Source organism: Serratia plymuthica NBRC 102599, from assembly GCF_001590925.1.
Taxonomy (GTDB): Bacteria; Pseudomonadota; Gammaproteobacteria; order Enterobacterales; family Enterobacteriaceae; genus Serratia; species Serratia plymuthica.
Window position 1 is genome coordinate 1 of sequence record NZ_BCTU01000036.1, and the last position, 12,809, is coordinate 12,809.

Here is a 12,809-nt window from a genome sequence, read left to right on the forward strand (position 1 = left end):
CTTTCATTGCCGCTGAAGGTCACCCTGACCGTTTTGCCCAGGCTGAGATCGCACTGCGCCAGATGCAGCTCAAACGGCTGACCGTGGGTGCGGGTGTTCAGATACAGGTACTTGTCGATCACCGTGTCAAAATCCAGCACCACCGTTTCATCACCCGGCGGGATCACGCAGGGTTCGGCCACCAGCGCGCCATGCAGGCGCATATTGTCTGCCGCCATAACTGGCGAACTGCACAGCAGCAACGCCGCCAAGCAACAGGCTATGTTGTTAACCATCGCAAACCACCTCATTGGTACACCGCCAGCAGGGTGGCCGTGGCTTCAAACGCCCCTTCTTTCAGCGCTGCGCCCGGTCGCTTGATCGGCACTGCCTCCAGCGTTGGCGGTGCGTTCAGCTTGATGGGAATAGGCTGGTTGAGGGGAAATCGTTTGCCGTTTTGCAGCAGACGAACCGCCAGATCGTCCACGTTGCTCTCGATCGCCGCCTCGTCGTAGTCCGCCGGGGTGCCGACCACTGCCAGCGTCATGCTCCATGCCCCGGCACCGGGGCCGCAGGTAACCCGGTAGTTCACCGGTTGCAGGTAGTTAACGCCATCCACTTTGGTGATCCCAACCCGGTTGCCGAAATCGACATCTACCTCGCCACCGTCGTTGATGGTGCACGGCGGCGGTTCGATCAGGGTGCCGGAAAATTTCATATTTTCCGCCGCCGCTGCCGGGCCGCCGAGGGCCATTAACAGAAAAATGCTGCCGTATCGCGCCATTGCCTCAGCCCCTTTCACTGGTATTCCACCTTCATGGTCGCCCCGGCGGAGAAGGCCCCGCCGCTCAACGTCGCCCCGGCCTGCTTGACCGGCACCGCCTCAAACTTTGGCATATTGGGGTAGGTAAAATTCACCCAGGTGTTGATCGGCTGCCGATTACCGTTGCGTAACAGTGCCACCCCAAAATCGTCCTTGTTGGTTTGCAGCACCTCGGCGTCAAAGCCGGCGCCGGTCCCCTGAATTTGCATTTTCATTGCATTGTTCGGTGCGTTTTTGCACTCCACCGAATACGCCACCGGCTGTTTCTTGTAGCTGCCGTCGATGCGGGTGGTCATCACATCGTTGCCGAAATTCACTTCGATCAGGTTATTGTTGTTAATCACGCACGGCGGTGGCGCCACGATGGTCACCGTCACCTTGATGGTGGTGCTGGCCGCCTGCGCCTGCGGGCCGAACAACAACACCAACGCCGCCAGCCCACAGCCGGGCAAACACTGTCTAAACTTTGCCTTCATGCCCATTCCCTTAGTCATAGCTGAGCTGGAAATCCACCACCGCCGCATAGGCGCCGGGCAGCAATGGTGCACGGGTGCGTTCTGGCGTAATGCGGTAGTTCAGCGCGTTTTGCCCCACCGCCAGCGCCAACGGAGCACCACGGCTGCCGAGGCGGATATCCCTGCCGCGATCATCACTAATGCGCAATGCCAGCCCGGAAGCACCGTGCACCTTCACCAGTTCCGGGTTATCGGCGTCCGCTGGGGCGATAAAACTCACCGATACCGCCGGCTGATGGGCGCTCCACAGCAGGTTACCCGTATGCTGATCCCGATTAGCGGAAGGGCCACGCAGGCAGTCGCGCAGGTGCAGTTGCAGGTTCACTGGCGCACTGCGATCGCCCGCCTTCGCCAGTTGCGCCGTGGCGGTACTCCCCAACCACACTGCCTGATAAGCGCTCGCCATCTCCAGCCGACAGGCGCTTTCGGTCAGTTCACCGCGCACATGCAGCTCGCCATGGGCCCCTTCCACCTGCCAGTTATTCGCCGCTATGGCTGACGGCATCAGCCAGAGCATTACGCACAGGCACGCAGGTACCATCATCACCGCAGCCATAATTACCAGGGCATACAACCATTCATGGCGGTGGTAACCGCCGCCGTTCCATCGCCGGGATGTTCTTCGCATCGCTTATCCACCTGTTGTGTCAGTGAGCCTTACTTGCTGCCCGCCACCGCCTGGCAGCTTGCACCGTTACAGTTGAAACTCAGTTGCGGGCGGCCGCCGTAGTCATTGACGTAAGTCAGCACCGGCGCGTTGCCCAGTGAAGAGGCGGCGACCTTCAGCGGCGCACTGCCCTTGGGTGCCACCATCAGCGGTTCGAACCCTGGCGCGCTGGCACCGCCTTTTTTGCTGCTGGCATCCACCAGCGTCACGTAATACGGCGTCGGGTTGTTCACCTGGTAGCTGTCGCCCTGTTTGGTCAGGGTCAGTTTTTCCTGCCACGGCGCGCTGGATTCCGGGTTGGCTACCGCAATCGCCTTCGGCCGGTAGAACAACTTGATGCGGGTTTGCAGCGCCAGTTGCAGCGTGTTGGGTTTGTCGCTCTTCGGCGGGATCTCTCGCAGGTTGAAGTAGAACAGCGTTTCGCGGTCCTGCGGCAGCGTATTGGCGGCCGGCAACCCCTGCACTTTCACCTGGCTTTTGGCGCCCGGTTCCAGGCGTTGCACCGGCGGCAATACCGTTAATGGGCTGGTGATTTTTTTGCCGTTGGCGTCTTCGATCCAGCCCTGCGCCAGATAAGGCAGCTGCTTATTCTCATTGCTGATGCTCATGCTCACCGACTTGTCGCCGCCGCTGAAGATCACACGGGTGCGGTCCAGCGCGATGGCGGCCGTCGCCTGTTGGGCGCACAGCAGGCCCGCCAGGCCGCCGGCAATTAATGTCACTAGATTATTGGTTTTCATTGCTCTCTACTCTTCAATAGTTTTTAACGCTTTGCCGTTGGCCAGCGGGCCGCAAGGCAGTAACAGATTGGTTATTTCACTCGGCGACAGCGTCTGCGGCAGGGTAAAGCCGCACTGCTCCGCGCCGCCCCAGCTCACGCTCATGGCTTCCCCGGCGTTGATGCCGCTCAGGTAGACTTCGCCGTTGTCATTGATAATGCCCACCTCCTGCCGCTTGCCGTTGCGCACCGTGGCACCAAACGGCGGGGCAGAGCCGTCCGCCAGCCGCACGACCGCCATCGCCTTCTCGCCGGCGATCACCTCGAAGTGCCGGTAGCCGATGGCGCCTTCGGTCAGGGTGGCCTGCGCCACGCTCTGGCTGACTTCGGCGTTTTCCGGCAACGTGTTCAGATCGATACTGAACTGGTTGCGGTAGTAACTGCCGACGTCCACCACCACCGCTTTGCCGAAGGCATTGGTCAGAGTCGGTGAGCTGTAACCGCGGATCGGGATCCCCGGCACGCCGTCGGTATCCAGCAACATGCGGGTGCCACCGCTTATGCTGCTGCGGTGCAAGGCCGCCCCTTTCAGGGTGGCGGTCGCGCCGCCCTGCATCGACAGCCCCAGCGAGCTGTACTGCCCGGCCTGGTAGCTGGCGCTGGCGTTCACCTGGCTGAGATCGCCGCTGTGGCTGTAGTAGCCGCTGGCGGTCGCGCCGCTGCGTGCAGTACCGGCGCTCACCTGATAGGTGTCGCGCTCATTGAGCCGGTCGTAATAACCCACCTGATGGGTGTTATCGTTGCGGTTGTAACTGCCGCTGTAACTCAGCGAGCCATTGCTGCCCCACGGCAGCGACAGCGACAGGTACATGCCATCGTCGTTGGTGCCGTTATATTTGTTGCGATAGCCGGTCAGCGACAGGCTGATATTCCGGAAACGCCCCAGATCGAAATAGCGCGACAGCGTCAGGTTGTAACGGTCATTCGCCGGCCGGTCCCAGTAGGTCTGGTGGTTGTAGTTGAGATAGGCACTCAACCCCAGGTCACGGAACTGCTGGTTAAAGGTGATGGTGTACATCTCCTTGCTGCTGTTGGTTCGCGTACCGTCGCGGCGTGCATCCAGGTATTCGCCCATCGACATATAGTTGCGCTCCGAGAAGCGGTAGCCGGCAAAGGTCACCTGGCTGTCGTAGTCGTCAAAGCGCTTGGAATAGCTCAGGCGGTATGAACCGCCGCTTAGGGTGCCCTGTTGCGGCAAATTGGCGCGTGACTGGGTGGCGTCGAAAGACAGTGCGCCGAACATCATCAGGTCACGCCCCACCCCCAGCGCCAGCGCGTTGTAATCGCCGCCCGCCACGCCGCCGCCGTACAGCGACCAGCCGTTGCTCACGCCCCAGGAAAACTCGCCGGTGCCGAACATCGGCCCGTCGCTATGGTGCTCCCAGTCCGCCGGCCGGCCGGCCGCCACCTTGTAACGCACCGAGCCGGGCCGGGTCAGGTACGGAATGCTGGCGGTGTCCATCTTGAATTCCTGCACGCTGCCGTCCTGCTCTTCCACCCGCACGTCCAGCTGGCCGCTGACCGCGTCGTTGATGTCCTGAATGCGGAACGGCCCCGCCGCCACCTGGGTTTCATACAACACGCGCCCTTGCTGGCGAATAATCACCTTGGCGTTGCTGCGCGCCACGCCGGTCACCTCCGGCGCATAGCCGCGCAGGTTGGGCGGCAGCATGTTGTCATCGGTCACCAGGCTGGCACCGGCAAAACGCACGCTGTCGAAGATGTCGGAGTTTAAATAGTCCTCGCCCATCGTCAGCCTGGCACCCAGCTTCGGCAGGGCGCGGTAGGCGTAGTAACGGCTCCAGTCCCAACTGGTGCGGTTCGGCTCGCCCGAGCCCCCCTGGTGATCCAGCCGCGATTGCCAGTCTGCCCGCAGGCGCCAGGCCCCCAGGTTGCCGCCCACCGTGCCGTTGCCGCTGAGGTTATAGCTCTGCGTGCCCTGCTTTTGCTGGCGCTGGCTTTGCGCATTCAGGTTGTAATCAAACAGCACCCCCGGGATCCCCTCGTCCCAACGCGAAGGTGGGTCCCAGTTTTCTGCGGTGTATTCCAGGTACGCCTGCGGAATATTCAGGTACAGCGCCGCCGCGCCTAAATCGCCGCGCACTTCCATCCCCTCCAGGCTGCGGGGGTCCAGACACTGGTTTTGGTGCCACCAGGTCAATTTCAGTAATGCAGACTCTTTTAACCCCAGTTGTTCAACCAACTGCGGCGTAATACAGGCTTCACTGCCTTTGGCATCGCCATCCGGCGGGTAAAACGCCACCGGCTGATCGGTTAATGTCTGTTTATTGATATGCACGGCAAACAGATAATCGCCGGGCATAATAAAGTTACCGCGAGAAAACTGTTCCAGGTCAATATTGGCGCGATCCGTCACATCCAGTACGTCGGTATTGAATTCAATATCAGCAGCTGCGACATTGGCAGCATTCCCCGCCAGAATAAAGGCGATCAACAGCCCCAAAATTCGCGGTCGTATTTTCCCTATACAGCCATATGACGGAGTAGTTGACATCCGCAGACCCTTATCAATAATTATTTAATTCGCAGTTACCGCGTTCAGATAGGTTTAGTAGTAATCCATTTTAAAGCGCACGGTGGAGTAATAACTCCCGGCCTTCATTACCTGATCATTTCCAACCAACCGCAGGCCATAATTGAATTCCATAGTGCCGGGTTGAATTTCATTTTTTGCCATAGGCATACCGGGTGCGGCGACATTGCCCCGCGCATCGGATATTTGCAGAGCAATACCCTTCGCGTTGCCATCAATACCAAATAACCCGGCATCTTCTCTGCCGTCAAAGGTCACGGCAAAATATCGCCAGTCATCCAAGGCAGGATTGAATTTCTCTAACGTGCAATTTACCAACTTAATAGTAAACTCATGTAACTCGCCCTGGCCGTCACGAATAATCTGGCTGACGGGCAATGTCGCCATGGTAATGGTTTGGTCAAGGCTTTCGGTATCAATAGCGCAGGCGGAGGCGATAATCCTGCCATTCACGGTCACTTCGCCACGCCCCTGATTGGCCGATTGCGCCAAAGAGGAACACAGCAACAGATTAACGAACACCGCACTGTGCAATATCCTTTTGCCATGCTGCGAATGCATACCTTCTCCCCAGATAACAAGTTAATATACCCGTCATACTTCAACTTGCAGGTGTGTTGGCTGCCTTTACTCACCCGAATCACTTACTTGAGTAAGCTCATCGGGATTCGCTCAGTTGCCGCCTTCCTGCAACTCCAATTATTTTGGGTATAAGCAGCATGCGGGTTGCCCCGCATGCAATTAACTGTGCGAATTAATCGCCGTGGGCTTATTGGTACGCCAGGGTAAAGTCAGCAACAGAGTTGAATTCGCCCGGGGTGATGGCAGCAGAAGCACCGTCGCCCTGCAGGTGTGCGCTGAAGCGCAGAGTCGCCTGGCCGTCTTCAATTTTTTGCGCCTTGCTGGCTTTGGTCAGTGGCAGCAGTTTACCGTCGAGGTCGTTGATGGCGATGCTGGCACCGCGTGCAGTACCTTTCATTGCCAACAGGCCTGGTGCTGCTTCAGACTCGGTACCGCTAAAGGTGGTGGTCACGTCTTTAGCCGTTTGCACATCACAACCGACCAGCTTGATCAGAATATCCTGCGGTGTAGACTTGCCACCGTTTTTCAACTGTGCAGAGGCGATATCGCCCAGCTTCACGGTCTGATCCAGGCTGCCCGGTTCGATAGAGCATGGTGCATCAATGATAGAACCTTTAAAGGTCACGGTACCGGAACCCTGGTTAGCGGCGTTAGCCATAGAGATAGTACCCAGAGTCATTACGGCTGCCAGCATGATTTTGTTCAGTTTCATTGTGTTAATTCCATATATACAATTAGTTTAATAAAGAAAGAGTCCTTGTGCTTACGCAGCCACTCTTTATTTTTTCACGTTCGCCAATACAGAGAATCTTGCTACCCCCCTGTTTTGGCGATGTGAAAATGATACCCCCACCAAAAACAAAACAGCAAAATAAACTAAATAATTGATATTTTACGATATTAAAAACCATAAAATAAAATAAATTATATTTTTACACTGTAAATTATAAAAATAATGGCAGTAGCCAGATTATTGCACCAGAATAAAAACACTAAATTATCACCACTGGAAAAATCTTATACCGGCAATAAGATTTTTCTTGAAAACCAAGTCATCTTCGTTAGGATATCGGCTGACAACAACACCTGCTCATCCACATAAGACTTATAAATATGAAATACATAATAAATAAAATCGTTGTTTTTAACTCTGAAGAATTGACACTTTTTCTTTACGAGAATAACCAGGTTTTCACCAAACTGACTAAACCTGCAAGCCGGTTATTGCTGGAGTTAATACAGAACAACAAGAAAAACATTACCCGGGATGATCTCCTTGAAAGGGTATGGACCACTTATGGGTTCACCGCCTCCAATGCCGGATTAAATAATTACATTAGTGAATTGCGTAAGGCATTTGCACTTTTGGGGCTAGTAAACGAAATTATCGTGACCATTCCTAAACTGGGGTTTCGCTTTGAAGCCGAGATTGTTCTTACGGAAGCCATGTTGCAGCCCTCAGAACCGATGGTCAGCCAAGGGGACAGCCCCAATAGCGAAGTAGTAGAAGAAGAGAAAATGATTGAAATAGAGGGTTCAAAAAAAAAATTTCACCTTCGATCATTGCTGAAAAATAAAAAAATCACTGTCTTTATAGTGCTAGCCGTGGGTGCATTGCTTATAGCGATATCAAGGTATAAAGAACATCATAATAACGCCCTCTACACCAAGGTGTCTGAGTTGAAGAACTGTGAAATTTACGTTATTGGCAACGCTGAAATAGACCCGACTTCTCCAAAAAAAGTAATAGATATACTTAATGAAAAAAACATTTATTGTGTAAATAGTGATAAGGACGTTTTTTACTCAGAAGACAGATTTGATAGCAAATTACAAAGAGCAGAGCTGATTTCTGTTTGCAGTAAAAACAGCGAAAACCATTATGATAACTGCTTAAATATTAAACTACAGAGAGATGCATTAAAATGAAAATAATTCTCATTACCGTTAATGCCATTCTGTTTTTAGCGTTTTTTTCATTATCTCTTCGCGCAGACGAACCTTTTAAGTGCGCATCACAATATCAATTACATATAGAAAGGGATAACGACTTCACCTCATTTGTTGGACGGGTGAATTTGTTTCTAACCGATGATACGGAGGGTTTTTTCAACATCGTTGGTACGGTTAAAACGAGAGAACATAGCTACTGGCTCTCCAGAAGCAGCTACTTCTCGCTTTCACCTAATGAAACCAATAAGGTTAGAACCATCAAAATAACCAAAGTAGTCAAACACTCCATAGACACTACCCCGGAGGACATCTGGTCAAGGGATATATTGGTCGACTCACCTGGCGTTGAGTTTCATATAGAAATCGCGCACTTGAAAGATAATGCAATACTGGTAAAAACCATTAATACCCCGCATCTTATTTGTGCAAAAAAATAATAACGCCTACCAATGAAATAAATTATCGCGGGTTATCACCGAGGTAACCCGCCGCTTTTCTCACGTCAGCGGAAAATCACCCGCGCAATGTCCTTCGAGTTGGTCAGAGCGCGCACTTCGCCGAACAGATCGGTGGCCTCGGCATACTCTTTGCGTAAATACCCCAGCCACTGCTTGATGCGCGCCACATGATACAGGCCGGTATCGCCCTGCTTTTCCAACTGAACGTATTTTTGCAGCAGCTGTACCACCTGCGGCCACGGCATGCGCGGTTCGTTGTATTTCACCACCCGGCTCAGGTTCGGCACGTTTAATGCGCCGCGCCCCAGCATCACCGCGTCGCAGCCGGTAGTTTGCAGGCAGTCTTGCGCGCTTTGGTAATCCCAGATTTCGCCGTTGGCGATCACCGGAATGGTCAGCCGCTTGCGGATCTCGCCAATCGCCGCCCAGTTAATGCGCTCGGCCTTGTAGCCGTCCTCTTTGGTACGGCCATGCACCGCCAGCTCGGTGGCACCCGCCTGTTGTACCGCGTCGGCGATTTCAAAACTGCGGCTGTCGCTGTCCCAACCCAGGCGTACCTTTACCGTCACCGGCAGATGATCCGGCACCGCCGCACGCATCGCTTTGGCGCCCTGGTAAATCAGTTCCGGGTCTTTCAGCAAGGTTGCCCCGCCGCCGCTGCCGTTAACCAGCTTGGACGGGCAGCCGCAGTTGAGATCGACGCCGTAAGAGCCCAGTTCGACCGCGCGGGCGGCGTTTTCCCCCAGCCACTGCGGGTGCTGGCCCAGCAGTTGGATGCGCACCAGCGTGCCGGACGGGGTGCGGCTGGCGTGGTGCAGTTCGGGGCACAGGCGGTAGAAAGATTTGGCCGGCAGCAGTTGGTCAACCACGCGCAGGAATTCGGTGATGCACAGGTCGTAGTCGTTCACTTCGGTGAGCAGCTCGCGCACCAAAGAATCGAGAACGCCCTCCATCGGAGCCAATAATACGCGCATGATTACCCCAGCTAAAAAAGACGCGCAATGATACGGGGGAATGCCGGTATCAGACAAGCGCACGGGGGAATAAAAAGCCGCTTAGCCCAACCTGCGCAGGGGCTGCCCGGCGAGAAACGCCTCGATGTCCTCAATCGCCTCGCGGAAGTAGATACGGTAGTTGTCATCGGCCACGTAACCCAGGTGCGGCGTCGCCAGCACGTTGGGCAGGCGACGGAAGATATCGTCCATCGGCAAAGGTTCAACCTCGAACACGTCCAGCCCGGCACCGGCGATCCTTTGTTGTTGCAGGGCTTCTATCAACGCCGCCTGATCGACAATCGCCGCGCGCGAGGTGTTGATCAGATAGGCGGAAGGTTTCATCGCGGCCAGTTCATCGCGCCCCACCAGCCCGCGGCTGCGTTCGCTCAGCACCAAATGGACGGAGACAAAATCACTCTGCTCGAACAGCGCCCGTTTCGATTCGGCCAACGCAACGCCCTGTTGCCCGGCTCTTTCCGCCGTCAGGTTCTGGCTCCAGGCCAGCACCCGCATGCCGAACGCCTGCGCCACCCTGGCCATCTGGCTGCCAATCTTGCCCAGCCCCAGCAGGCCCAGCGTTTTGCCTTGCAGGGTGACACCAAGCGCCTGTTGCCAGGGGCCGTTATTACGCAGCCCGGCATTTTCCGCCACCGTGTGCTTTGCCAATCCCAGCAGCAGCGCCCAGGTCAGCTCCATCGGCGCGGCCGAACCGCTGGCGGTGCCGCAAACCACAATGCCGCGCTGCTCGGCGGCGGCCAGATCGATAGAGGCATTGCGCATACCGGAGGTGATCAGCAGTTTTAACTTCGGCAAACGGGCCAGCAGCGTGGCGGTGATCGGCGTGCGCTCGCGCATGATCACCAGCATGTCGCAGTCTTGCAGGTGCACCGCCAGCTCCGCTTCATCGGTAAAATGCTGGCTCATGGCGAACACCTCAACCCGCTCGGCTATCGCCGACCAGTCCGCCATGGCGAGCGCCACCTGCTGATAATCATCAAGAATTGCGCACTTCAGTTTCATCACCGGCTCCAGAGAAATTGAGTTACCCCGTCGATCCTAGTACGAAAATTCACTTCCGCCAGGCATAAAAAAAGCCACCTATAAAGGTGGCCTGATAGCGTCTTGCAACAGTGCGATATTATTCGCCCGGTTTGCGGCTGCGCGGACGGCGTGCCGGCGCGCCTGAACGCGGTTTGCCGTCACCCTGAGGGCGAGCACTGCCGCCGCCACGGTTTTCACGTTGGCCGCTATGGCCGCCGCCGTTACCGCTGCGTTGACCACCACCGTTACCGGAGCGTTGACCGCCGCCGTTGCCGCGCCCGCCACCCTGACGGCCGTTGATGATCGGCTCCGCCTTGATGCTTGGGTCCGGCTCGTAGCCTGGCAGGGCAATACGCGGGATTTCACGCTTCAGCAGGCGCTCGATGTCGCGCAGCAGTTTGTGTTCATCCACGCAGACCAACGAGATAGCCTCACCGGTACGCTCTGCACGGCCGGTACGGCCGATGCGGTGCACGTAATCTTCCGGCACGTTAGGCAGCTCGTAGTTCACCACGTGCGGCAACTGATCGATGTCCAGACCGCGCGCCGCGATGTCGGTTGCCACCAGCACGCGAATTTTGCCGTCTTTAAAATCGGCCAATGCACGGGTACGTGCGCCCTGGCTTTTATTGCCGTGGATCGCCGCGGCAGTGATGCCGTCTTTGTTCAGCTGCTCGGCCAGGTGGTTGGCGCCGTGCTTGGTGCGGTTGAACACCAAGACTTGCTTCCAGTCGCCTTCGCCGATCATCTGCGACAGCAGTTCCCGCTTACGCTTCTTGTCGACGAAGTGCACGCTTTGTTCGATCTGCTCGGACGCGGTGTTGCGGCGCGCCACTTCCACCGATGCCGGGTTGTGCAGCAGCTTGTTCGCCAACGCTTTGATGTCGTCGGAGAAGGTCGCTGAGAACAGCAGGTTCTGACGCTTGGCAGGCAGCTTGGCCAGCACGCGACGGATATCATGGATAAAGCCCATATCCAGCATGCGGTCAGCTTCGTCCAGCACCAGAATTTCAATTTTGGACAGATCAACCGCGTTCTGGTGTTCCAGATCCAGCAGGCGACCCGGTGTTGCCACCAGAATGTCGACGCCGCCGCGCAGTTTCATCATCTGCGGGTTGATGCTCACGCCGCCAAACACCACCAGCGAACGCAGGCGCAGGTGTTTGCTGTAAGCTTCGACGTTTTCGCCGATCTGCGCCGCCAGTTCACGGGTTGGCGTCAGGATCAGCGCACGTACCGGGCGACGGCCTTTGATCGGATGATCATGCTTACTCAGCAGCTGCAATAGCGGCAGGGTAAAGCCAGCGGTTTTACCGGTACCGGTCTGTGCGCTGGCCATCAGGTCACGACCTTCCAACACTACAGGGATAGCCTGGCGCTGAATTGGCGTAGGTTCGCGATAGCCCTGTTCTTCAACAGCGCGCAGAATTTCAGCACTTAAGCCGAGAGTTTCAAATGACATAGTAGAGAAAAGCTCCAGATCCCCCCTAACCTAAACTAATGTTCGGTGCAGTTTCCTGGGAGGATGATCAGACGGGGCATTAAGCATGACCACGAGGGATTTGGCACAAACTGCAGTGCACCAGCGCGGGAGTGTAGCAGAAGTCGCACAAGAAAACGCAATTTTACTGACTGAGAGCACAATATGCCGGAAATTCAGTATATCCTGAAAATAACCTGAATTAAAAAAGGGTTTCTGGTTGCATTTCACCCAATCTGGCATAAAGTTAATCATATGATTGATTAACTTTCGCGAGCACTGTCTATGCCGGGTAATCAAATTGCCAGCCGGGCGCGCGGCGAACAGGCGCGCCAGCAGCTGATCGCCGCCGCCATCGAGATGTTCGGCGAATACGGCATTCAGGGCGCAACCACCCGCGATATCGCCCAACGCGCCGGGCAGAACATCGCCGCCATTACCTATTACTTCAATTCCAAAGAAGGCCTCTATCTGGCCGTTGCGCAGTGGATTGCCGATTTTATCCAGCAGGCGTTCCGCCCGCTGGCCGAGGAGATTGACCGTTTCTGGCAACGACCAGCCGCCGAGCGCCGGCCGGAACAGTATCTCGCCTACCTGAAAAGCGGGCTGCTGGCGTTCAGCGAACTGATGACCCAACCGCACACGCTGAACCTGAGCAAAATCATGTCGCGCGAGCAGCTCTCGCCTACCGATGCTTATCCGCTGATCCACCAGCAGGTGATAGCGCCGCTGCATAGCAAACTGTGCCGCCTGTTGGCGGCCTATACCGGCATCGACGAACGCTCGACCAAAATCGTGCTGCACACCCATGCGCTGCTCGGCGAGGTGCTGTCGTTTCGCATCGCGCGGGAAACCGTGCGCCGGCAAGCTGGCTGGCAGCAGATCGGTGCGGCCGAAGCGGCGCAAATCAGCGAGGTGCTGGCGGAACACATAGATCTTCTGGTTAATGGGCTGCGCCAGCGTTATGGCGCTTAAATTCAGGCA

14 protein-coding genes are annotated in these 12,809 nt (G+C 56.1%); 3 read left to right on the forward strand and 11 right to left on the reverse strand.

Annotated elements, in window-relative coordinates:
- The 8 genes from SPL01S_RS21855 to SPL01S_RS21890 form a co-directional block, all read right to left on the reverse strand.
- Positions 1 to 275, reverse strand: a 275-nt coding sequence (locus tag SPL01S_RS21855) for a fimbrial protein (RefSeq protein ID WP_373282290.1), incomplete at its 3' end; no start/stop codon positions are given.
- A gap of 11 nt (positions 276 to 286) precedes the next feature.
- Positions 287 to 763, reverse strand: coding sequence for a fimbrial protein (locus SPL01S_RS21860; RefSeq protein WP_063202801.1), 477 nt, complete (start codon positions 761 to 763; stop codon positions 287 to 289).
- Positions 764 to 777: 14 nt separating this feature from the next.
- Entirely contained in the window at positions 778 to 1,278 is a 501-nt protein-coding gene (locus SPL01S_RS21865; RefSeq protein ID WP_063202803.1) for a fimbrial protein, read from the reverse strand.
- Positions 1,279 to 1,288: 10 nt separating this feature from the next.
- Positions 1,289 to 1,945, reverse strand: a complete 657-nt coding sequence (locus tag SPL01S_RS21870) for a fimbrial protein (protein ID WP_063202805.1) — start codon at positions 1,943 to 1,945, stop codon at positions 1,289 to 1,291.
- Between the two features lie 29 nt (positions 1,946 to 1,974).
- Entirely contained in the window at positions 1,975 to 2,724 is a 750-nt protein-coding gene (locus SPL01S_RS21875; RefSeq protein WP_063202807.1) for a fimbria/pilus periplasmic chaperone, read from the reverse strand.
- A gap of 6 nt (positions 2,725 to 2,730) precedes the next feature.
- Positions 2,731 to 5,277: an outer membrane usher protein gene (locus tag SPL01S_RS21880; protein ID WP_063202809.1), complete on the reverse strand. Its 2,547-nt coding sequence runs from the start codon at positions 5,275 to 5,277 to the stop codon at positions 2,731 to 2,733.
- Positions 5,278 to 5,331: 54 nt separating this feature from the next.
- Complete coding sequence (locus tag SPL01S_RS21885) at positions 5,332 to 5,877, reverse strand: fimbrial protein (protein WP_063202812.1); 546 nt, start codon at positions 5,875 to 5,877, stop codon at positions 5,332 to 5,334.
- A 208-nt stretch (positions 5,878 to 6,085) separates the two neighbouring features.
- Positions 6,086 to 6,610 carry a fimbrial protein gene (locus tag SPL01S_RS21890; RefSeq protein WP_004941923.1) on the reverse strand — a complete coding sequence of 175 codons (525 nt, stop codon included), beginning with the start codon at positions 6,608 to 6,610 and terminating at the stop codon, positions 6,086 to 6,088.
- 401 nt (positions 6,611 to 7,011) lie between these two features.
- Here SPL01S_RS21890 and SPL01S_RS21895 point away from each other — a divergent pair, with 401 nt between their 5' ends.
- Together SPL01S_RS21895 and SPL01S_RS21900 are read left to right on the forward strand one after the other, a co-directional pair.
- Positions 7,012 to 7,827, forward strand: coding sequence for a winged helix-turn-helix domain-containing protein (locus SPL01S_RS21895; RefSeq protein ID WP_063202814.1), 816 nt, complete (start codon positions 7,012 to 7,014; stop codon positions 7,825 to 7,827).
- Positions 7,824 to 8,288 carry a FidL-like protein gene (locus SPL01S_RS21900; RefSeq protein ID WP_063202816.1) on the forward strand — a complete coding sequence of 155 codons (465 nt, stop codon included), beginning with the start codon at positions 7,824 to 7,826 and terminating at the stop codon, positions 8,286 to 8,288. The genes SPL01S_RS21895 and SPL01S_RS21900 overlap by 4 nt, the downstream gene beginning before the upstream one ends.
- Before the next feature lie 65 nt (positions 8,289 to 8,353).
- Here the strand turns inward: SPL01S_RS21900 and dusC are convergent, their stop codons facing one another.
- From dusC to rhlE, 3 genes are all read right to left on the reverse strand, one after another.
- Positions 8,354 to 9,283 (reverse strand): tRNA dihydrouridine(16) synthase DusC, encoded by a 930-nt coding sequence (gene dusC, locus SPL01S_RS21905; protein WP_063202818.1) that lies wholly within the window; start codon positions 9,281 to 9,283, stop codon positions 8,354 to 8,356.
- 81 nt (positions 9,284 to 9,364) lie between these two features.
- On the reverse strand, positions 9,365 to 10,324 hold the full coding sequence (locus SPL01S_RS21910) for a D-2-hydroxyacid dehydrogenase family protein (RefSeq protein ID WP_063202820.1): 960 nt from the start codon (positions 10,322 to 10,324) through the stop codon (positions 9,365 to 9,367).
- Positions 10,325 to 10,442: 118 nt separating this feature from the next.
- Positions 10,443 to 11,807 carry an ATP-dependent RNA helicase RhlE gene (gene rhlE, locus SPL01S_RS21915; protein WP_006324167.1) on the reverse strand — a complete coding sequence of 455 codons (1,365 nt, stop codon included), beginning with the start codon at positions 11,805 to 11,807 and terminating at the stop codon, positions 10,443 to 10,445.
- 303 nt (positions 11,808 to 12,110) lie between these two features.
- On the opposite strand from rhlE, the gene SPL01S_RS21920 reads away from it, so the two are divergent.
- Entirely contained in the window at positions 12,111 to 12,800 is a 690-nt protein-coding gene (locus tag SPL01S_RS21920) for a transcriptional regulator (protein ID WP_062869981.1), read from the forward strand.
- Positions 12,801 to 12,809: the final 9 nt, after the last annotated feature.